This is a genomic window from Sphingobacterium cellulitidis (assembly GCF_043187465.1).
Lineage (GTDB): Bacteria > Bacteroidota > Bacteroidia > Sphingobacteriales > Sphingobacteriaceae > Sphingobacterium > Sphingobacterium cellulitidis.
Genome location: NZ_CP171136.1, coordinates 4,445,021 through 4,470,645 on the forward strand (window position 1 = coordinate 4,445,021; position 25,625 = coordinate 4,470,645).

The window sequence follows — 25,625 nt, forward strand, 5'->3', positions numbered from 1 at the left end:
GATTTTTTAAGCTTTATTTGACCTTTGATAAACTCTTAGTATATTGTATTAAAATAAATGATTTTTTAGCGCCAATACTATTAATCCAGAACCTTGACAATTTCAGTACAAAAACAGAAAATGGCGGCTTTAGAAATCCCCAATTAGCACACAGAATAAACCAACAAAGTAAAAAATTAATAATTTAATAATAGACTGAAAGTCTTTCTAGATATCCTGTTGGTTACATTTGAGGCAATTTTAATGTAATTGAAATTATGAATCAGTATCGAGACGGGATTAATAAAAATTTTGATGAGTTATCCTGCATCCAAGCCATGTCTTTGGGTGACGTTACGGCGTTCAATCAATTATATCAGCATTACCACCGACCTGTACATGCCAACATCTTAAAATTCGTAAAGAACCCCGATCAGTCCGCGGAGATATTACAGGATGTTTTTATTGCATTATGGCAAAACCGTTATAAGATAAACACTGAAAAATCAGTCGGGGGTTGGTTATTTGTAGTGAGCTACAACAAGTCCATGAATATCCTAAAACAAAAGTTGAAGGAATCCATTACTTATTTGGAAGAATTGGATAAAGAATTAATCGCCGATAATACAGCGTCCATTGAAATAGAAGAACAGTTCGAAATTCAATTAGAAATTTTAGACGAAGCAGTAAATGAATTGCCGCCTCGAAAAAAGGAAGTTTTTAAGCTGCACAGATATGAAGGTTGCTCCAAAGAAGACGTTGCAAATCGATTGGGGATTAGCCTTAGTTCAGTAAATGATTACTTAAAACAGTCAAATCAAACTATCCGAAAGTATATTATTTCCCATCATCCTGAACACATTGGAAAAGCTCTTTTACTTCTCCTCCTCCTTCAAGGATAACTCTACATTATTTTAATGTTAACTTAATAATTAATTAACTCGAAAAGGCATCCCCTTTTTTCCAATCCATTGTATTTAGATATAATGGACAAAAATTTAGAACATAGAATTGAACTCTTTTGGAAAGGGGCTCTTGATTTAGAGGAACAAAAGCAATTATTGACTGACCTTGAAAAACAAGATCTGGAATTGTATAATTCTCTTAAATCCGCTTTTGATAAAAAGAACGATAATCTTTCTGATGAGGATTATAAGTTAATTCTTCAAAAAATCCATCAAAAAACTGGTATCCAGCAGAACCATAAAACCATCATTCCATTATTTAAAAAATGGCTAGTAGCTGCTTCCATATTACTTGTGGCTGCGTTTGCTTATTATATTTATTTCCAAAACAACAGTAATCATAAGCTACTTGAAGACCAATTGACCAAAAACGACAGCACTCTTTTAATAAATGAGAAAACCGTCAACCAAATAGCCATCCTTCCTGATCATTCCAAGATTACTCTGTTTCCTAAAAGTAGTATTCGCTATACTGTAGATTATGGCAAGAAAGACCGGAAAATAGATTTAGTGGGTAAGGCAAAATTTGAAGTCGCTCATGATAGCCTTAGGCCATTTATTGTCTATGCACATGGCTATAGCACTACGGCTTTGGGTACAATTTTCATTGTAAAATCATTCGAGTCAGACCGGGTTTCTGTAAATCTTTTGTCGGGCAAAGTTCGAGTTAACCAAGTACATGAAACAGCCAATGGCATGAAGCCTCAGATCCTCAATCCGGGAGACAAGTTGAAAATTGAAGGCGAGAAATACGAATTTATTCCAAAACCTCAGGTCAATATCAAGAAACCATTAAAGACGATCAATCCGGCTATAGAAACGTCTTCGGAAAAGCCATTATTAAAATTTGACAATCAAGACTTGAACCAAGTATTTGAAATCATCGCCAAGGAGAAAAACATAAAAATTGAATTTGACAAAGAACTATTAACGGGGAAAACCTTTACTGGGGAATTTTCAGAGAGCAATTCCTTGGAAATGATATTGAATATAATTTGCCAGATGAATGAACTCTCTTTCCATGACAATGGAGGAACGATTTATATAAACAAAAACGATAATACACAGAATTAAATAATCTAATCAGTATTAACTACATGAAGAAGAAAACAATGATGAAAAATCTGAGGCTCCTATTAAGTGGGGCAGCAGTTTTTTTGGCCGCAAATGTCTGGGCACAGACCAATGGGCAACTTAAAGGTACTATTGTTGACCAAAGCGGCAAGGTACTTTCAGGAGCTACAGTACAGTTGGTGGATCAAACGGGGCAAATTATTGCTGCTGCCTCTACCGACAGCAAAGGTATGTTTGTTCTTTCTGGCATTGAGGGCGCAAAAAATTACAGACTGAAAGTCAGTATGATAGGATTTAATAATTATGAGACCAACACTAAACCACTAAATGATTCGGAAAGCAGTTCTATGCTTATCCGAATGACCGAGCAATTGGCGGATCTGGAAGAGGTAGTTGTCATTGGTTATGGCCAACAAAAGAAAGGCGATTTGACGACTGCCGTTTCTACGCTTCCGGATGTCAAGGAACAAGTGGACCGTCCATTAAGTAATGTTTCAGACATGCTTCAAGGAAATGTTGCCGGGGTAACAGTAATGTCTTCGGGTGGTGACCCATCGAAAATGCCTTCGGTGATGATCCGGGGTATGGGAACATTAAATGCAGAAGCTCCACTTTATGTAGTGGATGGTTTGCCTTATTACGGTGGTCCTATCAATCCAAATGACATCGAGAGTGTGAACATTTTGAAAGATGCTGCTGCAGCTTCAATTTATGGTGCTCAAGCAGCGTCCGGAGTTATCGTGATTACGACAAAAAGCGGAAAAGCTGGAACTCCAAAAGTCCAAGCAGATGTATATCGTGGATGGCAAACTGCCAGCAATCTCCCATCGGCATTAAATGCAGAACAATACTCGACGGCATACAATACCGCAGCAAAAAATGATGGTGTAAATCCTCGTCCTGGGCATGATGCAAGCCAAAACCCTTGGGGACAAGTAACTAGAACAAACTGGATGGATGAAATCTTTCAAACTGGAAATATCCTAAACTCCAATGTTCAATTATCAGGTGGTACAGAGAAAGCAACTTACTCTTCTTCTTTTGGCTACCATGATAAGGAAGGTCTTCTATTAAACACAGGTTACAAACGTTTCAGTTACCGCTTAAAATCTGAGTTCAATTTCTTTGACCGAGTTTCTGTTGGACAAAATTTCTATGCTAGTCATCTCTCTACGCAGGGGACAAACACTGAAAGTTCCTATAGCGGATCTATTATCAATGCTATTTACATGAACCCTGCTGCACCGGTATACGATGAAAACCATCTATTCCATGGAACGGTTCCATTTGATTTAGCAGGCTTCTCAGGAACATATGGTGACACTTATAACCCAGTAGCGTTACTGTTACGTCCAACCGTTAAAAACCCACAGTTGAATCTAAACGGAAATGCTTTTATAAAAGTTGATATCGTTGATGGTTTATCTTTCAAAACAAACTTCGGGATTAACTTAAATCGCTATTCATACAAGCGTTTTGACCCTAAAATTCCAGAAATCGGTCGTGCGAATGGAAACAATTACCTGACCCATGAGGATTCTAGAGAAAACCGTTGGATATGGGATCAACAATTGAACTATACCAAACAATTTGGAGATCATAATTTGGATTTAGTAGCGGTTTATTCGGCTCAGAAAACAAGATATGAAAGTTATTATATACAAGGAATGGGCTTCGAAAGAGAAGATGATTGGTTCCAATATATTGGTAATGCTGCATCTATTCCAAAGCTGCCAACAAGTGGCGTCTATGAGGATGCATTGACTTCAGCCATTGCCCGTGCGAACTATAATTATGCTAATCGTTATTTTCTATCCGCGAGTATTCGTCAGGACAGAACCTCACGCTTGGCATCAAAAAACCGTTCTGATATTTTCCCATCCGTTTCAGCAGCATGGCGTATTTCCAATGAACCATTTTTCAATAGTAGCCTGTTCAACGATCTAAAGCTTAGAGGTTCATGGGGACAGATCGGAAATATTCAATCCGTAGGTGCCTATGCTTTCAACTTGCCATTGAACACAGGCATGGTTACTCCATTGGGAAGTAAAGGGGAACTGGTACGTCATTTCGCACTGACGGAACAACCTAACCCGAACTTAATCTGGGAGCGTTCAGAGTCATTTGACGTTGGTTTGGATATGACGATTGCCAATCAATTAACCATTACAGCCGACTATTACAGAAAGAAAACAATCGGTATGATCTTAAGCAATCAGCCGGATCCACATATTGGAGTATCTTCAGTAGCTCCTTCGAATGTGGGTGATGTAATGAATAAGGGTTTTGAGGTTTCAGCAAGTTATAACAAGAAATTCGGAGAAATTGAACTGGGTTTAAGAGGAAATATTGGCATCAACCAAAATGAAGTTCTTAACCTAAATGGTTATTACAATGACTTTGTTCAACATGGAGACCATGTTCGTGGGATCTTATTACCATATCGTTCTACAGCAGGTCAACCTTTATATTCTTACAATTTAATTCGCAACGCAGGAATTTTCCAAAGTCAGGCAGAAATAGATGCCTATACCTTCAATGGTGAGAAAATCCAGAAAAATGCTAGACCTGGGGATTTAAAATTTGTAGATAAGAATAATGATGGAAAAATCAACGAGGAGGATCGTGAATATATGGGTAGTGCCGTTCCGAAAACAACCTATGGATTTACCTTAAACTTAGGTTACAAACGTTTTGACTTAAGCGTATTAACCTATGGTGTTTCGGGTTCTAAAATCTTCAACGGATACAAATTCACGGCTTATAATGCAGGCTTACAAGGGTACAACTTAGACAGTCGTGTATTGGATGCATGGACTCCGCAAAATACCGACAGTAGCATTCCAGTATTATCTATCCAGGATCCGAACAGTAACTTCGGGACGATTTCGGATTGGTACTTAGAAGATGGTGATTTCTTCCGTATCAAAAACATCACTTTAGGTTATAATCTTCCTGAATTTTTTGGCAAACTAAATTCTAGACTATATGTCTCTGCAGAAAATCCATTCACCTTTACCAAGTATTCAGGAATCGATCCTGAGGTAGGAAGAATTGGTTTGGATGTAGCGAACTATCCGCTCGCAAAGACATACACCGTAGGTTTGAACATCAACTTTTAATTTTCAAGAAGCAGAACAATGAAATTACAATTTAAAAAGAAATATATATTCATGCCGGCAATGGCCTTAGGTCTTGCGGCGGGCATGGCCTCTTGCAGCAAGAGCTTCACTGATCTTACTCCGCAGGGAACAACAACTGATGCCAACTTCTGGAAAACCGAGTCGGATGCTATCTTTGCTTCCAATGGTTTATACGAACATTTTAATGATGATAATATGTTTGGCCGGGGGTTATTTTGGTTTGTAAATGCATCCGATGATGTGGTAACCGGAAGAACTGATGCTGGATCAGCTGCTGTTAGAAACTTTACAGCGACAGGAAATGAAAGCCGTATCAACAGCATGTACAAAAAGTTCTATCAGATTATCCAACGTGCAAATAATATTATCGTTAAAGTTCCGTCCATGAACATCAGCGATAAAACCAAAAACCAAGTAATTGGCGAAGCTTATTTCATGCGTGGATATGCTTCCTTTTATCTTTCACAATATTATGGAGATCAAAGAGCCGGGGTACCTATAGTAACTGAGCAGAATATGAATGAGAATAAATTCACTCGTCCTGCGAATGTTCAAGAGAATTTCAAGCAAATCGAATCTGACTTGTTAAAAGCAGCAGATATGCTTCCATTATTAACGACTTATGATGCAAGTAATCTGGGTCGCGCTAATAAAGATGCTGCTTATGCATACTTAGCAAAAACCAATGTACAATGGGCTAGATATGATAAGTCAAAATGGGCTCAGGTAGTAAAATATTGCGACATGGTAACCAATTCAGGTTCTGGACGTAAACTTATCGATACGGATAATCCTGCTGTAGATTTTGCGAGCGTTTTTTATGTTGAAAACAATTACTCATCAGAGTATATTTTCTCAGTCGTTTCCAATAAAGTCTATGGGTCCATCTTACCTGCAGTTATGTTTGAGAATACGGGTTATGGCCTCTATAACGGATGGGGATATTTTCATCCATCATTAGAATTATACAATTCTTTTGAAACAGGAGATCCTAGAAGGAATGCTACCATTCTTGAATTTGGGGATACCTTTACTTTATTTGGTCAAGAACGTAAGTATTTCTCCTCCAACTCACAGACTGGTTTTCAATTCAATAAATATATGCAGCCATTTCGATTCCCGAAGGATCAACATTTAAATCCAAATGGGGATTATCCGACTTCTAACCTGAATATTCCATTGGTTCGATATGCTGATATATTATTAATGAAAGCTGAGGCATTGATTATGGATGGTAAGAATGGGGATGCTGAGATCAATAAAGTTAGAAACCGTGCCGGCTTAAGTAACCTTAGCGGCGCAACTTTAACTCAATTAAAGAGAGAACGTCGTTCGGAATTTGCAGGTGAATATACTGATAGACATAGTGATTTAGTTCGTTGGGGAGATGCGCAAGCGGCATATGCTAAACCAGCAACAGGGAGACAACACACTGTAAAAACAGACCCTAATTCTCCTTATACTATTATTACGGTTTGGGCACCTCGAAATTTCAACCCAGCGGTTCATCATGTATGGCCAATTCCTCCACAGGATGTCAGCAATTCTGGAATTGCACAAAACCAAGGTTGGTAATTTTTGAATTAAGGATTACTCTTTAGTAAGTTTTCATATAATCTTTTAAAATTAAACCCCGTCATTCTCGAATGACGGGGTTTTGCAAAATTTATGATAACACTGCTTAAAGCTTATTTAGTGCCACTATATGGGTTTTGATCAGATTCAGTTAATGCCTCGTTATTCACAATTTCCAATTGTGGGATTTGACACAATAATCTGTAATCATTTGAAGGGAAAGTTCCTGTAGGGTTTGCCGAATTTGCGACATAACCATTCAAATAAGATACTCCCCAAGTATAATGACCTTCTTTATAAGAAGCAGTCTCTTGATAACGAACCAATGGTTTCTGCAATCTTAACAAATCGTATAGTCCAGTAACCCCTTCACATAACAATTCCTTTCTACGCTCAACATAAATTGCTTCCAAAAGATTCGTTCCTGATGCTACTGAAGTTAGGTTTTTTACACCTCTAGCTTTTTGTAATTTGTTAAGATGCGTCAATCCTTGGCCATTATTCAATTGAGCAGATGCCTCTGCCATAATCAATAACATTTCAGCACTGCGCATTAATGAGATCTCCGGACGAGTATTACTTTGCTTAGCCCCATTTCCATCACCATAGTGCTTATACTTATCATACGCCCATTTTGTAGACCATTCTGCACTTGCATTATTTGTTCTTTTCCAGAATTGATATCTGTCTTCTGTTTTCTCAAATAATTGCTCGTACTTTCCATCAGCAAAGAAATCTAAGAATGAATAAATCGGTCCGTCTGTAAATCCTTCTCCATAGCTAGCATCTTGGTTGTACCAGAAGTTAAATTGCGTACCACCACCTAAGTTGTTTTGATCTGTAAATTTTACTGCCCAAACAACTTCAGGGTAATTCTTGCTGATCACATCAACAAATCCAGCACGGTATTGTTCCTTGCTCATCAGCGTCGGATACTTACCATAAAGCTCTGTAGATTCAGCCAAGGCTTTTGACCAATCATTCATCACTAGATAAACACGTGCTAAATGCCCTGTTACGACATCCTGATTAATAAACCACTTTCCTTCACGCGTATATGAACCTAAAAGTGATTTTGCATCCGTCAGGTCTTTTACGATCTGATCATAAGTAGCTTGTACGGTTGCACGTGGAAGGTTTTGTTCATCCTTGGACGTTAATCTCAATATCACACCCGGCTTTTGTTTAGCAATAGCGTAAGTCTGTTGGTAATTTTGGATCAAATGGAAATAACAAATTCCACGAATGGCTTTTGCTTGTCCCAAAATAGCATCCTTTGTTGCTTGTTCGCCTTGAGCGGATTCAATATTATCAATGATGATATTGGTCTGGTTAATGATTTTATACATCATGGACCAGATTGCATCCGAAAGACCATTTGCCTGTGTTTTCAAAGGCTCATAACGGTAAGCCGTCAATTGATTACCTCCCATATTGGTATGGCAAAGTACATCTGAACCACCAAGGTCCACATACATTTGTAAGCCTGGGAGACCAGCATATACGCGGTCTGCTCCTTGGGAATTGAAATATAATTGTTTATATGCTGAAGTCAACACTTTCTGTAGACCTGCAGTATTGGAAAGAACATCTCCATCGGAAGTATCCACTGAAGAGCTTGTATCTAAAAAGTCACTACAACCGCTATTTAATCCTAGTGCAACGGCAAGTGCTAAAATTTGAATTTTCTTAAGTACCTTTTTCATGACGCGAATTAAAATGAGACTTGTAAACCACCTGTATAAACTCTTCTAGAACCTTGAATACCATTGTCAGTATCCGCACTTCCATTATAATTATTTCCTGATAATCCAGTTTCAGGATCTGAATATCTGTTTTTGGCAGATCCGAATGTCAATAAGTTATCTCCAGAAACAAAGATTCTAACATTCGATAAAGTCAATCTATCCAACACTGATTTTGGAAGGTTATAACCTAAAGTCACGTTTCTTAATCTCAAATAATCATTTTTGAAAACGTAGAAATCAGATGCTTTTCTGGTGCTTGAATAATCATCATTTGACCATTTTGGCAATAGAGCATTGTCTCCAGGTTTTCTCCATCTATCCTCAACCAAGTCTTGAATGACACCTACTCCACCACGAAGTGCAGTACGCTCGATATAGCCATAGTCATACATGTGACCACCTAATGAATAATAAAACATGAAGGAAAGATCAAGTCCTTTATAACCGAAGCTGTTGGTTAATGCGCCAAATACTTTCGGTAATGCAGAACCTACATACTGATAATCATCTGTTGTAACCAAGCTATAGTCCTCTGTAATATCCCAGTTATTATTATCTCCTTTGATGTAATACTGCATGTTTCCTGTTTCGGCATTAACACCAGCATTCTTCACCATATAAAATTCAAAAAGGGATTTACCTTCTTCCACTTTGTATCCAGCGGTTCTATTTTCATAAGTGAAAGCACCAGTCGGCAAATAGGTGATTTCATTTTTCAGGGTGGAAATATTGAAATCCGCTTTCCAGTTGAAGTTCTCTTTACGGATTACATCTGCTGATAAGCTAAATTCAATACCTCTATTTGTGAGGTTACCAAGGTTAGTATTCTGACCAATTGCTGCACCTACCTGTGCTGACAATGGGAAGTCTTTGTAGAACAACAAGTCGATTGCATCACGGTGGTAGTATTCTAAAGTACCATTGATACGGTTGAATAATCCGAAGTCCAATCCAACATTATATTGTTGATTTTTCTCCCAGATCAAATCTGGAGTTGGAACTGCCGAAGGTCTTAAACCAGCAACTGTATATAGGTCATCGGATGAATAAACACCTTGATAAGCATATAAGATTTCTCCTCCAGGGATCCCTGCAGCATTTCTTCTTGTCAACTTATCGTTTCCTGTTGTACCAAAGCTAGCACGTAAAGCTAGATTATTGATCCAGGTTTTATCTTTTAAGAATTCCTCTTGACTAATTCTCCAGGAAACACCACCTGAGAAGAAGTTACCCCAACGGTTTTCAGGGCTAAAACGAGAAGAACCATCTCTACGGATAGATCCTGAAACAAAGTATTTGTTATTGAAGTTATAGTCGATCTTTCCTAAATAGGATAATAAAGCGATGCGGTCTCTGTAAGAGTTATTGCTCCAGTTTCTTGTGGTAGAACCTAATTCAAATTGCCCCATCTGCATGATTCCCTCACCATAAGCAGAATCAAAATAGTAATCCTTAGAATAAGCTTCCTGTCCTGCTAATGCAGAAAAATTATGTAATCCGAAGCTTTGCTCCCATGTCAAGATATTATTGAAGGTCATGGATTTGGTATCTCCATTGTTTCTTGTCGCATTACCACCATTGGTGATTACAGTGATCCCGTAAGGTGCCTGTTGAGACGCATCATGAATTGCAGAACCATAACCAAAGAACTTATAGATATTGTTATCTAGACCTAATGAAGTTTTGAACTTTAAGTTATATGGTAGAGTGAAATCAGCATAAAATCTTGATGAAATCATGCTACGCATATTGTTGTTGAAGGATTCATCATTAGGATTATCCCAATAATCACCACCGTTGTTCAATACCTGGATTCCAAAGAAGTTGTTGGTATAAGTACCATAATCAAACATTCTTTCTCCAGTCTTCTGCGAATAAACCCAATCTGTATTATCTACATTTCTTAACCAAGGAGATTGGAGGGTATTGGTAAATACCAATGCACGGGATGCTCCGGAAAGATTTTGTCTGGACCCAGAATAGGATACATTTCCACCAATCTGTAACCAATCTGTAATTTGAGAACTTACATTGGCTCTAAAGTTATGACGTTTAAAATATTGACGACTCGCATAACCATTATCATCCAAATAACCTGCAGACAAGAAGTAATTGGTTTTACCTTCATTGGCTGTACCACTTAAATCTACCGTATAATCTTGTCTTAGTTTTCTAGAAAATACAGCACCATAAAAGTCATAATCGCTTTCATTCCAGATCATTTTCAGATCAGGGTTTACATAGGAATTTCCTTTACCATCATGAAGGACATAGTCTTCATTGATATGTTGGAATGGCGAAACATAGGAGTTTTTACCATCCGTTGTTTTCACCGCTTTCAGAAGTTTCCCTAAAAGGTTTGCAGATGCCCAGTCTCCAGCAGCTTGTTCGCTCAAGCCATATTTGTAGAATTGGTCATTGTACATTCCTTCCCAGGTATTCAGTAATTGTTCATATGGATTTGCTTTGGTCGGGTTAACCACTGCATTATCGGAAGTCCCCCAGTTAGAACGAAAGTTAATCTGAGGTTTATTTGATTTTCCTCTTTTCGTGGTAATCACAATTACCCCATTTGCAGCCCTAGAACCATACAGTGAAGATGCTGCTGCATCTTTCAATACCGTAATAGACTCGATATCATTTTGGCCAATAGAGTTCAATTGTCCATCATAAGGCATACCATCCACAACATATAGCGGATTGGAAGCACCAGACATAGATGAAATACCACGGATCTGTATGCGAGAATCACCACCTGGGTTACCTTCATTATTTGTTACATTTACCCCTGCACTTGCCCCTTGCAAAGCTTCGGCAAAGCCTGTACCTGAAATCTTTTCTATCTGATCTGATTTTACAACCGATGCTGATCCGGTAAAAGTTGACTTCTTGGTGGTACCATAGGCAACAACTACTACTTCATCTAAATCAGATACTGTCGACTCCAATGTGATATTCAAGGTTGTCTCATTGTTAACCACGACCTCTTGCGTTCGGTAGCCGATATAACTGATCACTAAAGTAGATCCTGGTTTAACATCTGAAAGGCTGAAATGACCTTTATCATCAGAAAATGAAGAAATACCTTTCCCCTTTACAGTGATTGATGCCCCAGCTATAGGTCCATTTGCATCACTGATAGTACCTTCGAGTTTAGACTGCTGCCAAAAGGAAGCCTTATTAAGGTTACTGGCATATGAATTTCCAGCATTTCCCAAGGTGGCAGCTAAAATCAAGTACTTGATTAAAGCAGTTTTGTTTGTCATTGAAATAAAGTGTTAGGTTGAATTTTCTTATTCGAGTGCAAACATATTAAAATTTCTGACTTTTTAGCATGATTTTGTAATTAATATTGAGTTATTGTTATCATATCTTTAAATTTCAAGACCTTTTAGCTCATTTTTTCTATTGCTAAACAGCAATTTATACAAATAATGATATTGATTACAATTTTTAGATTGTAAAATGAGATAAATTGCGATTCAATAAGTTTTAGCAAACAACATTCCTTTCTATTTCAATAAAAATTAAAAATTATTCAATATCTTTAAGAGAATCAGCAATCTATCATTTTACTAAACTTCATAAACCTCTATCTGCATGGAAAAAAATCTTATGAAAATTGAAAGTGAAAAGGCTCAGATAAAAAAAGTAGACCTGTCTGAAAAATAGCTGGAATCAGTTCCTGAAATTCTTAAGGAATGCCTATTGGTGGAGGAAATAAATCTAGGCGGAAATCAGATTTACGAACTCCCAGATTGGCTGTTTGAGCTTCGGAACCTGAAGAAATTAAAAATTAGTTTAAATGATCTAGAGGATGTTCCAGCTGCAATTGCAAAAGCTACACAGCTTGAAGAATTAGCTTTTGATTCCCCAGTCAAAAAACCTCTCCCTAAGGAATTGGGAAGTCTGACCAAGCTGAAAAAGCTGGTCGTCCATGAAAAGATTTATGGCTTTCCAAAAGAGCTCTTCGAATTGAAAAACTTGGAGGAAATTGAATTAAATGCCCCATTAATCAAAACCATTCCTGAGGATTTTAAATCTTTACCCAAATTGAAATCCTTTACTTTAATGCAATTAGGGTTTTCTGAAAAACAAGTTGTCTTAGACGTAGAAAATATATTGGAGAGACTTTCAAAATCTTCTTGCTTGGAACGATTAAACTTGTCGGACAGCATGATCAAGGCTATTCCTGAAACCATAACCTCCTTAACAGGCTTGAAGGAACTCATATTGAGTACTAATCAAATCTCAACTCTTCCAGAGCAATTGTTCGAACTGAAAGAATTAAGGGTGTTAGATTTATCAATGAATAAAATCAAAGAGGTTCCAAAAGGGTTCGAAAAGTTGGAGAAACTACAAACCTTGCTGTTAAACGCCAATTACAGTCCGAAAATACAATTGCAGAACCTATTCAAACATAGCTTGAAAAACCTACAGAAACTAGATATTTCAAGTTGCGAAACGAAGATAGATATCCCTGAAACCATTATTGAGTTCAGTTCTTTAAAAGAATTAGACTTGGATAATAACCAGATTAAACATCTTCCAGATGCAATATTGAACATCGCCCTCTTCAATGGGTACGAAATCTAATCCGAGCTTGTATGAAATCAATTTTACTGAGCATTTATTAAATAGCGTTGTCCAAGATGGTAGAGTTATTATAATTGTACCACAATCGTCGATGACGGGAAAGAGAAAAGAAGAACGAGCTTCGAAAATCAACATATTAAAACATCATACTCTAGAGGGGGTTATCACCCTAAACAAAAACACTTTTTATAGTGTTGGTACGAATCCATGTATGGCAGTTTTTACTGCAGGCGTACCACACCATATTGATAAAAAAGTGAAGTTCATAAATTTTGAAGATGATGGATTTGAAGTACAAAAGCATCGTGGATTAGTTGAGACTATAAAGGCTAAAGATAAGAGGCAACATTTGTTAGATGTCTGGTTTAATCGAATTGAATCGCCGACTAAGTTTTGTGTCAATACCACTGTAGAGGCAAGTGACGAATGGCTTCATTCGTTCTATTACTTTAATGACGAAATTCCTAAACAAGAAGATTTTAAAAAAAACATAGGTGAGTATTTGACATTTTAATTTAGTATGGTTATGCAAGGACGTCAATATCTATTTAAAGATGGTGAAGAATAGTTTAGAAACCCTTAATTGGAGTGTTTTCAGTATTGGAAGATTATTAGGAACCAAAAGCAACGAAAAGTGGCATTGACAAAAATAAATTGGTAAATGTTATTGGCAATATCCCGTACATTACAAGAACAGAAACATTAAATGGTATAGGCAGCTTCATTGGTGAACAGTCTGAAAAGTATGAACTTGAGGAAGGCAATACAATTACTATTGGTTTGGATACACAAACTGTTTTCTACCAAAGGTCAAAATTCTATACCGGTCAAAATATTCAAATACTAAGTTTTAAAGGGATAAATATATATACATCCTTATTCATTATTCCTTCATTGAAAATTCAGTTATTAAAATTTAACTGGGGGGGGGAAATGGTGCGACATTAGGAAGGTTGAACAAAACAAATCTCCTTCTTCCTAGTATTGAGGGTAAAGAATCTGATTATGCTTTGATGGAGGCATACATAAAAGCTATTTATAGAAATAAAGAAGAAACGTATCAAAACTACATCAAAGATAGAATAGAAAATTTCATGATTACTCCAAAGCCTGTGGCTTTATCAGATAAAAAATGGAAATCTTACTTTATAGAAGACGTTTTTAATATAAAATCTGGTACTAGATTAACCAAGTCCCAATGGAAAATGGGAACGCACCTTTTGTCGTAGCTAGTGATTCAAATAACGGCGTTACAATGTTTGTTAATAATGAAAACTCTAGTCGAGATAGGAATGTTTTAGGAGTCAATTATAACGGAAGTGTTGTAGAGAATTTTTACAATCCTTACGATGCGTTATTTTCATACGACGTTAAAAGAATATCATTTAAAACTATCGAAGGAAATAAGTACCATTTCTTGTTCATTAAAAGCATAATTCTACAACAAAAATCAAAGTACGAATATGGATTTAAATTTAATGAAGAGAGAATGAAAAGACAGCTACTCCTTATGCCAACCAATTCCAACGGTGAGCCAGATTATACATATATGGAGCATTACATGAAATATTTAGAATATCAAAAGCTTAGTCAATATCTACATTCGAAAGGCCTAAACGCGAAAAACTATTAAAATTTTAGTGCAGATAGGGGATAAGATGTTCATAATATATTATAGAAGGTACAAATAAATGATCGTAACATTTTAAGCGATGGCTAAAGAAAAACACTTTTCGTTGAGGAATTCGACCCTTATTTCCTGAAAAAATAAAATCCTTTATCAAGCTAAATTTATCCTATATGCACTTTGATCTAAATCTTTGTAAGATTATTAGCGAGATTTAATGCTAACAATAACGGGAAAAATTTAATATAGTTTAATATTAATCAGGTAGCCTTTCTTAGAAATACAAAAATGGAAATGGTCACGACACATCACTATGTTTTAAGTTTCGTCAGTATTGTGCAGCTACTATAGAAAATTGTTAAAACTTAAGTCGAAGTATTCGTCTCACAAAACGAACCTAATTTTTTAAAAATTTAAATTTTAAATGGCGTAGAATTATAGAAATATTTTAGGAATAGTTCCTTTTTAAAATTTAACGAGTTTCATCCTCTTAAATCGATAGCACATCCTTTTTTATTTTCTCAACTAATTCTCCAATTTTATAATCAGTTGATAATTTACAATCTTCCCTTAAAATGTATAAATTGTAAATTTTTATCTCTAGTTTATTTATTAAACAAATGACAAAAATATCTGTATTTAAGGGTATGCCCATTTCCATTTGAATATTATGATCGGATTTACGATGATGTATATTATATAAATTTGTCAAGTCTTTTAACGAATCCTCAAGTTTGCATTGTATATAAGATTTTATTGACATTGAAGAAAAGTTGATATGTGTTAGCTGTGATTTAAAGCTTAATTAATTTTTATAATTAAGATTAATTAAAGAAATCATGTCGTAATATTATTATAAATTTTTATCAAAAATAATATTCCTGACCAAGTTTAAAATTATCGATTTATCTTATAAAAACTAAATATTAAAGTTAAATAATCTGATTATTGAAATTGATGTTTTATCAAATAAAATTTTGATAATTTCTTTTCTTGACCTACTTTCGGCAATGGTCCTGAGATAATGGGAACCATCGAAAAATGATTAACAAATGATCCTAATAGTTGACGATAAACCCGAAAACATCTTTTCGCTGGAAAAAACCCTTCAAGCAAAAGGTTTTCGGACCGATTCTGCCCTTGCGGGAGAAGAGGCCCTGAAAAAATGCCTCAAGAACGAATATGCCCTGATCATCCTTGATGTACAGATGCCCGAAATGGACGGATATGAAGTTGCGGAATTTCTTTCGTCGACAAAAAAAACCAAGGATATTCCAATAATTTTCCTGTCTGCTGTCAACCGTGAAAAGAAGTATATCACAAAGGGCTACGATTCCGGAGGCATCGATTACATTACCAAGCCGGTGGACCCAGACATCCTTTTGCTAAAAGTAAAGACCTTCTATCGGCTCTACGAACAGACCGCAGCCCTGTATAAAATGCAGGAAGAGCTGCAACGAGAAGTCGAATGGCGCAAATCTTCTCAAAAGGAGCTCTCCTCAAAATTTAAGGAGCTGAACACGACTTTAGAATCATTGCCCCAGATTGCCTTCACCACTGATTCCAGCGGGAATGTTGATTTCGTAAATGAGCAGTGGCTTCGGTATTCTCATGATAAGACCACATGGCCGGATCTCCATCCCGAAGATGGACAGATATTTGAGAAATGGAAGCTCCAATTGGAAGACAAACTCCCATTGGAGGCTGAATTGAGGCTTCGCGAAAAACATTCTGAGAATTACCGATACCATCTCCTAAAGATTGTGCCCGTAGCTCAGGGGTCAGGTGGACACAGATGGGTGGGTACCATGACCGATATAGATGAGCGAAAGCAATTAGAAAATAAAAAAGATGAATTCTTGAGTGTTGCGAGCCATGAGCTCAAGACCCCTTTGACCAGTATCAAGGCCTTTGCAGAAATATCGCTGCGCTCAATGAAGGACATAAAGGACCATCGTGCTTACAGTTATCTCTGCAAGGTTAAGGACCAGGCCGAAAAGCTCCATACATTGGTTGAGGACCTACTGGACATATCCCGGTTGGAAAACGGGGGGATGAAACTCACACTCCAGGAAATTGATATCGAGACTGTCATCCAACAGGCTGTTGATTCGGCATTGATAGAACATCAAGCGGCGGAAATGAGAATAGAGCGGACAGGTACAAAGATAGATAGGCGGATTTTGGCGGATCCCCTAAGATTGGAGCAGGTCCTTTCAAACTACCTCAGCAATGCCATAAAATATGCTCCCGGTTCCCGAACGGTCCGCATCCACACCTATGTTGAGAAAAATTTCCTGTCCGTAGAGGTCTCCGATAACGGTATAGGGATCCCAGAACACAAAATACCTTTCGTGTTTGATAAGTTCTATAGGGTTCAAGAAGCATCAGCAAAGTTCCAGGGACTGGGCCTCGGACTGCACATATGTAAAGAGATCATTACCCTCCACGGTGGGACCTGTGGGGTCACGAGCAAGCTCGGGGCAGGTTCGACATTTTATTTTACCCTACCAATCAATAAATAATGGCACAAAATGTATTAAGGAACCTCCAGATAGGCTTTGGTTTTTCCATGGCCATCCTTTTGGCCTCATCAGCGGTGATGTTCTTCTCGTTCCGCAATCAGCGGGAGAACAAAGCCCTTATGGATCAGTCCCAACGGACCATACTCAATTCACAGTTGATCTTGATCGACCTGCAGAATGCTGAAACCGGACAGAGGGGCTATCTCTTGACAGGTCAGGAAAAGTTCCTGGCTCCTTACAGGGACAGCCAGAGAGATCTCCCACAGCACCTCAGTGGTCTTGTGAATGGAAATCTGAGCTCCGAGCAATTGGCCCGGACCCAACAGCTAGGCCGTTTGGCCAGAGAAAGGATTGAAGTACTTGACGAACTCATAGGACAGCGACTGAGGTCGGCCGACCTTTCCCCCGGCCTGTTGGACAGGGGAAAATCGATCATGGATTCATGTAGGAACCTGATAAGCGAGATTCAGCATGAGGAAGAGACCCGGGCGGAAAAACGTTCCCAACACCTCGATAACTCCACTTTTAGAACAAATATCCTTTTTGCCTTTGCCTCCTTGATGTCCTTGGTCATCACTGCCATCCTGTTCTGGAAACTTCGAGGAGACTACAAAAGGCGGGCAGAACTACAGCAGGAATTGCTAGATAAGGACCGTGACATAAAACATAGATTGAACCTTATCAGAGGGATCGCCCGACAGATTACCCAGGGAAACTATTCTGTGATCATAGATGATACGAAAAAGGATGACCTTGGCAACATTGCGGAGAGTCTTCGCATAATGACCAAGTCATTGAAGAAGAACTTTGATGAGCTACAATGGAACGATTGGCGGAAAAATGGCATGGCCCAGCTGAACTCTGGATTGATGGGGAACCCCGATCTTGCAGAAATTGCGAAGTACAGCATGGAATTCATCACCGACTTCATGGATCTGGAGAACGGAGCAATTTTCATGGTCCAAGGGGGATCCTTCAAGGTCATGCATACCGTGGGGCTACATAGCCTTCCTTTCTCAGAGCTTCCTCTAACGGAGGGGATCTTCGCAGAGGTACACAGGACCAAACGCCAAAGGGTCATCAGGGACCTATGTCCCGATGAATTCAAGCTCTCGTTTGCACAGGGGGAGATATCAATTAACCAGATAGCGTTGTTACCCATTGTCTACCAGCAGGAATGCATGGGAATCATCGAAGTCGGGTCTCGAGGAGAGCTTAGCCAAGAAAAGCTCGATGTTATTTCCGACTTCTGTGAAATCATCGGGATTTCCCTGGTCGCGGCACAGAGCCGGCGCAGGGTACAACAGCTATTGGAAGAAACGCAGACCCAGACCGAAGAGTTGCAGGTCCAGCATGCAGAACTGGAGACCCTCAATAGCGAGCTGGAAGCACAGGCCGGTAAGCTCAGGATCTCAGAAGAGGAGCTAAGGTCGCAACAGGATGAACTGCTTATCTCCAACGAGGAACTCGAGAAAAGATCGCATCTTTTAGAAGAAACCAACCAGGTGATCGTCGCACGGAACAAGGAAATACAGGAAAAGGCGGAAGCCCTAGCGCTGAGCACCAAATACAAATCTGAGTTCCTTGCCAATATGTCACATGAACTGCGGACACCTCTTAACTCTATCCTTTTGCTTTCACGTGTGCTCACTGAGAACATTGAAGGCAACCTTAACCATGAACAGGTGGAATCAGCCCAGGTCATCTGGTCATCCGGTACGGGACTGCTTAACCTGATAGACGAAATACTGGACCTTTCCAAGATTGAGGCAGGTAAGATGGACGTAGAGCTCGAGGAATTTAGGTTGGCCGACCTCATTTTGGAGCTTCAGCAGATGTTCCGCCCCCTAACCAAGGAAAAGGACCTGAACCTCCGGATCGAGAACACCCTGCCGGAGGATTTTAACTTAAAAAGCGACCGCCTAAGGTTGGAACAGGTCCTAAGAAACCTGCTCTCCAACGCCACCAAGTTCACAGAAAAGGGATACATAACCCTCAGCGTAGAGCTTATCGATGGAAAGGAACCTTCTGTCCTGTTCCATGTCAGAGATACCGGGATCGGGATTCCCCAAGAAAAACAAAAACTGATATTCGAGGCCTTCCAGCAGGCGGACGGATCTACCAGGAGGCAGTACGGTGGAACCGGCCTAGGACTTTCGATCAGCAGGGAAATCGCACGATTGCTGCACGGGGAACTTACCGTCGAAAGCACCCCGGGCAAGGGAAGCTGTTTTACACTCTCGCTGCACGGGGAACTTACCGTCGAAAGCACCCCGGGCAAGGGAAGCTGTTTTACACTCTCGCTGCCCATGGATTTTTTAGACAGAGGCGGGATTGGTGTGCAACAGGAGCAGCCCATCGGTCCCATTGTGCAGGCAGTTGGTGCACAGGTTGTTGGTCAAGAGACCTTTTTCCCGCAATTCATTGCCGATGACCGAGGGGACATTGTACCGGGGGACAGGACCCTATTGATCGTAGAGGACGATGAAGCGTTCGCCAAGCTGATACTGCAATATGCAAGAAGGTCTGGCTACAAGGCAATAGCTATCGGCAGGGGTGACCACGCCATTGAAGCAGCTCTGAGGTTTTCCCCCCGGGCAATCCTCCTGGACATCGTCCTGCCCCATATGGACGGATGGCAAGTTCTTGAAGGGTTGAAGTCGAACCCGGATACCCGCCATATACCTGTCCATATGATGTCGGCAGAACACGCCAAGAAAAGCGAGAGCATTCGTAGGGGCGCCATCGATTTTATCAGGAAACCTTTCCAAAAACAGGGTTTCCAGGAGATTTTCTCCAAAATAGATATGGCCCTGAGAAAGGGTTCCAAAAAGGTTTTGATTGTCGAGGAAAATCCTAAGCATGCCGAAGCCTTGTCCTCCTACCTTGAGAGCTTTGACATATCCACAGAGGTGAGGTCTTCCCTTGACCATGGCGTTAAGGCCCTTAAATCAGGGAACGTTGAATGTGTAATCCTGGATATGGGAATCCCGGACCAAGGTGCATATGAGATATTGGAAACCATAAAGGGGCAGGCTGGGCTAGAAGACCTTCCGATAATCGTCTTTACGGGAAAGAGCCTCTCTGGCCAGGAAGAGATGCGCATTAAGGAATATGCGGACTCGATTGTCCTGAAAACGGCCCATTCCTTCCAGAGGATCCTGGACGAGGTGAGCCTGTTCCTTCATTTGGTTGACCACAAGTCTTCAGGGATCCCTCCGCAAGTGAATCCTAAAGGTAACCGACTGTCCGAAATCTTGGAAGGCAGGAAGGTCCTGATTGCCGACGATGATATCCGCAACATCTTTTCGATATCTAGGGCACTTGAAAAATTCAATATGGAAATCTATTCAGCCATCGATGGTGTTGAAGCTTTCCAGATCCTTGAAAGTCATCCCGATATAGACATCGTGCTGATGGATATAATGATGCCAAAGATGGATGGTTTTCAGGCCATCGAAAAGATACGTTCCGTGGAAACGTTCAGCAAACTCCCCATAATCGCAGTCACGGCAAAAGCGATGATGGGGGACCGTGACCGGTGCATGAAGGCAGGAGCCTCAGATTATATCTCTAAACCCGTTGATGTGGACCAATTGGTCTCCTTACTAAGAGTGTGGCTTTTTAACCGTTAAAACTTAGAAAAAGATGAGCATATTGATTATTGATGATGACAGACGGAATATTTTCGCCCTTAAGACCGCGCTTAGATCTAGGGGCTACGATGCCAAGGGCGTCATTACCGCCCAGGAGGGACTTGACATCCTAGAAGGGGGAAGCGGGATAAGCGTAGTGCTGCTGGACATGATGATGCCGGAATTTGATGGATTCCAGTTTTTGAAGCACATCAGGGTTTCCCTTGGGAAGGATTATCCTCCCGTTATTGCCGTGACCGCAAAGGCCATGAGGGGGGACAGGGAGAGATGTCTCAGCGCGGGAGCTGATGGATATGTATCCAAGCCAGTTGATATTGATCTCCTGTTGACCGAGATCCGGGGATTAGTAAAAGGCTGAGAAATGGAAATCGGATCCCATTTAGATATGTTCCTGGCCAGGTTACTCGAGGAATTCGGGTATGATTTCACCGGTTATAGCCTGGACTCCCTTCAAAGAAGGATTGTGCGGATAATGTCCCTATGGAAGGTTACCGATCTGGGAGGACTCCTAGACAAGATGATCATGGATCCCTCGTTGGCAGGAAGCTTTGTGCAACAGGTCACCGTTCCCCTGACCTCCATGTTCCGAGATCCCTCATTTTTCCTCAACCTCCGCCAGAGGGTAATCCCTTACCTGAGTACCTACCCCCTGATCCGGGTCTGGATAGCGGGTTGCTCCACGGGTGAAGAAGCATATTCAATGGCCATACTGCTAAAGGAGGCAGGACTGATTGAACGGTCCCTAATTTACGCAACCGACCTAAACCCGGTCTCTGTAGAGATTGCCGGCCAAGGCCTTGTTCCCTTGGAGAACCTTGGGGAGTATACTGAAAATTATTTCAGTTCGGGCGGTACAGGGGAACTATCGGACTATTTTTCTTCTAGGCAGGGCAAATTTCGGTTTAGCGATGAGCTCCGCTCCCGTATGGTGTTCTCTACCCATAACCTTGCCGGTGATTCCTCCTTCAATAGCTTTCAGCTGATCCTGTGCCGGAACGTTCTGATCTATTTTAGGCGATCCCTTCAGGGATCGGTTCTGGAACTCTTCGACACAAGCTTGGAAAATGCCGGGTTCCTAGGCCTGGGTCCTAAGGAAACCCTCCTGTTTTCCTCTCTGAGGGGCAGGTTCCAACAGATTGGTGACCAAAAAATCTGGCAGAAAATAAATTAATGTTTCAAAATTTGGGGAGATTTGATATTTTCGCATAATACAATGGAAAACAAAAAGATACTTATTTTCGATGACGATAGGCACGTGCTTGAGATATTTACTATCGTATTGGAGGACATGGGGCATATAGTCGATCAATCGCGGACGTCGCACGACGTGTTGGAGAAAGTGAGCAGTTTTAAGCCTGACCTGATCTTTATGGACAACTGGATTCCGGATATCGGAGGGGTGGCGGCTACGCAGATGCTGAAATCCAGCCCACTTTATCGAGATATCCCGGTAATCTTGGTCTCAGCGAACAGTGACATAGAATTTTTAGCCGGTCAGGCAAAAGCAAATTATTTCCTTTCCAAACCTTTTGACTTGGTCAGCCTGGAGGGCATAGTAAATAAGATCCTCCAGCCATAGGAAACAATCTCCACTATCAAAAACCATTAATTTAATCTCCACTAATATTTAACGGGTTTCTCATGTTGCTCTGAAATTTTTAGTATCTTTATAGGATAATAATTGTTTGGTTAGTAGGGGCTTGGGTCGTCGATTCAAGCCTTCCTTCTTTTATAAGGACGTTTTAAGGAGGACATATATCATAATCAGTATGAAAAGAACAGTTAAAAAGGTATAGGAATAGAAAAAATATCTCATTCCTCTATCTTCCTGGTCTATTTCATATCCTGCCTCCCACAGGTATTCCTTAAGTTTCCGGATGAGATCTCTCATATTTCAGTCTGCCACATATTTTTAAATCTATAAAAAAGGTTTGTTCATTGGTTATTGTTCAGCTTGGCCCAACATCTATATAAATATAAACATCACAATCCGGTTTCGAAATATTTAACAGGACTATGGATTTTTTAAGCAGATATATTAAAAGAGGATTTGTAATTTAAAAAATGCATTTACATCTAACTTTTCCATACCGTTTATGTTTATGGTTAGTCCCAGTAGCTATGGGACGATAATGTTAGCACTTGGCTACTATCAAATTAATATATAACAATTCCATGGACAAAAATAACATACAGCAAAATATTGCGATTGTAGGAGGCGGACCAGCAGCACTTTTTATGGTCAAGCACATTGTTGAACGCAAAATTACCCTTCAAAAGCTTACCATTTTCGAAAGGTTCGATAGATTGGGGGTGGGTATGCCCTACGGCAAAATGGGGGCAGGAAAGGAACACCTGGCCAATGTTTCTGCAAATGAACTTCCTTTACTTGCAGAAGATTTTGAATCATACGTTCAAAGATTTCCGCCAGAGGGATATGCATCTTTCTGTCAACGAAAAAAAATAAATCCCTACGAAGTGATCCCTAGGAGGTTATTGGGTGATTATCTGGAATATTCTTTCCATAGCTATATCGGAATAGCTAGGTCCCTGGGGATTACCATAGATATACGTTTGGATACCTGTGTGGAGGACATTATTCCCGGCGATGGAGGAGAACCATTCAGGATTCTGACATCCCAGGGCACCACCCATGCGGACGTTGTGATCCTGTGCACTGGCCATTTATGGCCCCTTAAAAATGAAGGAAGGATCAATTCGTGGTACGATTCTCCCTATCCTCCCTCAAAGCTATCTTTGAATGCAAATTTCCCAGTAGCGATCCGGGGGGCGTCGTTAACGGCAGTTGATGCCATAAAAACTTTGGCCAGGTCAAACGGAAAATTCAGGGAAAGACCTGAAGGCGGTTATGATTTCATATTGAACGAAGACAGCAGCGGTTTTCGGATCGACCTATTTTCCACCAGAGGGTTCCTTCCCGCCCTAAGGTTCCATTCGGAGGATAAGGCATTTTCCAGTGAGTGGACAATGGGTTTGGACGAAATCAATGAATATAAAGCGAAAAATGGGGGCTTCGTGGATCTCGACCACGTATTTGAGAGAAACTTCCTGATCCCTCTCAGTCAGAGGGACCCCGATTTTTACTCCAGGGTGAAAGATCTGGGAATTGAAGAATTTACCGAGAGAATGCTGCAAATCCGGGAAGAGATCGATGCCATAAAGCTATTTATGGCCGAATTCAGGGAAGCTGAAAAGTCAATAAAGCGGCAGCAGTCCATAAGTTGGAAGGAAGCTCTGTCTGCCTTTAGCTATGCCATCAACTACCCGGCAAAACATCTCAGCGCCGAAGATATGGTCCGGCACAAAAAAGTGCTTATGCCGCTCATTTCAATTGTTATTGCGTCCCTGCCCCAAGCTTCCTACCATGAGATGATTGCTCTATATGAACAGGATCTCCTTCGTAACTACGCCGTTGGTGAGGAAAGCGAGTTCGTTCCCAATGCAACAGGTTCAGGATGTAAAGTAACGTTCGTAGATGACGAAGGGGACAGATTTGAAGAAAACTATGAGATTTTTGTAGATGCCATTGGGCAGAGGCCCATGCACTTCAACGACCTTCCTTTTGACGGGCTTAAGACGGGTAAGGTCACTTCCGGATTCCTATTTTTCAAGGATGAGGAAAATGCAAAAAAACATGTTGAAAACGATGCAGCCAATGTGTACAGAGATGACATGGGCAAATATTTCATGAAAGTGACGGGACTGGCCATAAATGATAACTTTCAGGCACTGGACAGGTTCGGGGCAGTCAATCCCTCACTCTTCATTATGGCAGTGCCATTTATCAGTGGGGTAAACCCAGATTTTTCTGGCCTGGATTTCTGCGATACAGCGGCTGAGAGAATTGCCAATATGTTGGGGAATAACGATATGGATTGAATATTATAGGGCTGACCCATGCATTTCGGAGTTAAGGGGACGTCTCTCTCTTTCAGGAAATCAAAGAGTGATAATTGATCAAGTCTAAAAGCCTATTGTAGAATTCGCACTAATTGTGAACCTTTTATATTTTAAAGGGTTCAATTTTAAGAAACCGGTACTAGAGAGTGTTTCGTTATTTTATTATTATAAACCACTGTATCAAAACAGTTTAACATTTAAGTAATTTATCATGAAAAGAAATAATTCAAGCAGCCGCTCAAGAGGAGGGCCTCTGACAATAACGAACATTCATTAGAAAACATTTACCAATTAGGGTACAGTCATGGATTCCGCGACGCATCCAATGATGAAGATTATGATGATGAGTTCGACGAAGAAGAATATGATGACTATGAGGACGAGGATTACGATAACGAGGATGAAGACTACGATGAGGATGATTATGATGATTATGATGAGGATGATGAATACTCTTCGGACGGCAGATCATCAAACCGACGCCGCGATAGCGATGGAAGGTTTACTTCATCCAGCTCTGGTTCCAGAAAAGGTAGCGCTTCGGGACGAAGGTCAAGTGGTTCACGCCGCGGATCTACCAGCTCGGCACGCGGATCGAATAATTCCGGGGGGTGGCTCAAATAGCTCAGGAAGAGGAAGATCAGGAACTCACTTTTATTGCAGAGAACCATATCAATCCCGAAGCTGAAAAAGAGGATTAAACCTAATTTTAAAACATATCCATAATCTCTAATTCTCAAAAACGTCCATAAAAATGGACGTTTTTTATTCTTTATCTATTTTTGCAATTTTGCTGTTGCACTCAGATCAGAAATA

At 40.0% G+C, this 25,625-nt stretch carries 17 protein-coding genes; 15 read left to right on the forward strand and 2 right to left on the reverse strand.

The window, feature by feature from the left end:
- The first annotated feature begins 257 nt into the window (after nucleotides 1-257).
- From ACF3OC_RS19285 to ACF3OC_RS19300, 4 genes are all read left to right on the forward strand, one after another.
- Nucleotides 258-881 carry an RNA polymerase sigma factor gene (locus tag ACF3OC_RS19285; protein ID WP_094258376.1) on the forward strand — a complete coding sequence of 208 codons (624 nt, stop codon included), beginning with the start codon at nucleotides 258-260 and terminating at the stop codon, nucleotides 879-881.
- Nucleotides 882-965: 84 nt separating this feature from the next.
- Entirely contained in the window at nucleotides 966-2,018 is a 1,053-nt protein-coding gene (locus tag ACF3OC_RS19290; protein WP_094258377.1) for a FecR family protein, read from the forward strand.
- Nucleotides 2,019-2,041: 23 nt separating this feature from the next.
- Complete coding sequence (locus ACF3OC_RS19295; protein ID WP_318271544.1) at nucleotides 2,042-5,140, forward strand: TonB-dependent receptor; 3,099 nt, start codon at nucleotides 2,042-2,044, stop codon at nucleotides 5,138-5,140.
- Nucleotides 5,141-5,158: 18 nt separating this feature from the next.
- The gene (locus ACF3OC_RS19300; protein ID WP_318271546.1) at nucleotides 5,159-6,736 is read left to right on the forward strand and encodes a RagB/SusD family nutrient uptake outer membrane protein; all 1,578 of its coding nucleotides are present in this window, start codon (nucleotides 5,159-5,161) and stop codon (nucleotides 6,734-6,736) included.
- Between the two features lie 113 nt (nucleotides 6,737-6,849).
- On the opposite strand, the gene ACF3OC_RS19305 is transcribed toward ACF3OC_RS19300, so the two are convergent.
- Both ACF3OC_RS19305 and ACF3OC_RS19310 read right to left on the reverse strand, forming a co-directional pair.
- Nucleotides 6,850-8,442, reverse strand: coding sequence for a RagB/SusD family nutrient uptake outer membrane protein (locus ACF3OC_RS19305; RefSeq protein ID WP_392470548.1), 1,593 nt, complete (start codon nucleotides 8,440-8,442; stop codon nucleotides 6,850-6,852).
- An 8-nt stretch (nucleotides 8,443-8,450) separates the two neighbouring features.
- The gene (locus tag ACF3OC_RS19310) at nucleotides 8,451-11,750 is read right to left on the reverse strand and encodes a TonB-dependent receptor (RefSeq protein WP_277711788.1); all 3,300 of its coding nucleotides are present in this window, start codon (nucleotides 11,748-11,750) and stop codon (nucleotides 8,451-8,453) included.
- A 445-nt stretch (nucleotides 11,751-12,195) separates the two neighbouring features.
- On the opposite strand from ACF3OC_RS19310, the gene ACF3OC_RS19315 reads away from it, so the two are divergent.
- From ACF3OC_RS19315 to ACF3OC_RS19365, 11 genes are all read left to right on the forward strand, one after another.
- On the forward strand, nucleotides 12,196-13,080 hold the full coding sequence (locus ACF3OC_RS19315; protein ID WP_141202142.1) for a leucine-rich repeat domain-containing protein: 885 nt from the start codon (nucleotides 12,196-12,198) through the stop codon (nucleotides 13,078-13,080).
- On the forward strand, nucleotides 13,064-13,594 hold the full coding sequence (locus ACF3OC_RS19320) for an N-6 DNA methylase (protein WP_094258381.1): 531 nt from the start codon (nucleotides 13,064-13,066) through the stop codon (nucleotides 13,592-13,594). Before ACF3OC_RS19315 ends, ACF3OC_RS19320 begins: the two co-directional genes overlap by 17 nt.
- A gap of 140 nt (nucleotides 13,595-13,734) precedes the next feature.
- On the forward strand, nucleotides 13,735-14,028 hold the full coding sequence (locus ACF3OC_RS19325; RefSeq protein WP_169715236.1) for a restriction endonuclease subunit S: 294 nt from the start codon (nucleotides 13,735-13,737) through the stop codon (nucleotides 14,026-14,028).
- A 5-nt stretch (nucleotides 14,029-14,033) separates the two neighbouring features.
- Nucleotides 14,034-14,309 carry a hypothetical protein gene (locus ACF3OC_RS19330; RefSeq protein ID WP_169715237.1) on the forward strand — a complete coding sequence of 92 codons (276 nt, stop codon included), beginning with the start codon at nucleotides 14,034-14,036 and terminating at the stop codon, nucleotides 14,307-14,309.
- Nucleotides 14,279-14,713, forward strand: coding sequence for a restriction endonuclease subunit S (locus ACF3OC_RS19335; RefSeq protein WP_169715238.1), 435 nt, complete (start codon nucleotides 14,279-14,281; stop codon nucleotides 14,711-14,713). Before ACF3OC_RS19330 ends, ACF3OC_RS19335 begins: the two co-directional genes overlap by 31 nt.
- Before the next feature lie 1,046 nt (nucleotides 14,714-15,759).
- On the forward strand, nucleotides 15,760-17,232 hold the full coding sequence (locus tag ACF3OC_RS19340) for an ATP-binding protein (RefSeq protein WP_094258384.1): 1,473 nt from the start codon (nucleotides 15,760-15,762) through the stop codon (nucleotides 17,230-17,232).
- Nucleotides 17,232-20,867 carry a response regulator gene (locus ACF3OC_RS19345; protein WP_392470554.1) on the forward strand — a complete coding sequence of 1,212 codons (3,636 nt, stop codon included), beginning with the start codon at nucleotides 17,232-17,234 and terminating at the stop codon, nucleotides 20,865-20,867. Before ACF3OC_RS19340 ends, ACF3OC_RS19345 begins: the two co-directional genes overlap by 1 nt.
- Before the next feature lie 13 nt (nucleotides 20,868-20,880).
- Nucleotides 20,881-21,246 (forward strand): response regulator, encoded by a 366-nt coding sequence (locus tag ACF3OC_RS19350; protein ID WP_392470556.1) that lies wholly within the window; start codon nucleotides 20,881-20,883, stop codon nucleotides 21,244-21,246.
- 3 nt (nucleotides 21,247-21,249) lie between these two features.
- A complete protein-coding gene (locus ACF3OC_RS19355) occupies nucleotides 21,250-22,059 on the forward strand; it encodes a CheR family methyltransferase (RefSeq protein ID WP_392470558.1) in 810 nt (269 codons plus the stop codon).
- Between the two features lie 42 nt (nucleotides 22,060-22,101).
- Complete coding sequence (locus ACF3OC_RS19360; protein ID WP_094258388.1) at nucleotides 22,102-22,467, forward strand: response regulator; 366 nt, start codon at nucleotides 22,102-22,104, stop codon at nucleotides 22,465-22,467.
- 596 nt (nucleotides 22,468-23,063) lie between these two features.
- Entirely contained in the window at nucleotides 23,064-24,788 is a 1,725-nt protein-coding gene (locus ACF3OC_RS19365) for an FAD/NAD(P)-binding protein (RefSeq protein ID WP_392470560.1), read from the forward strand.
- Nucleotides 24,789-25,625 lie beyond the last annotated feature (837 nt).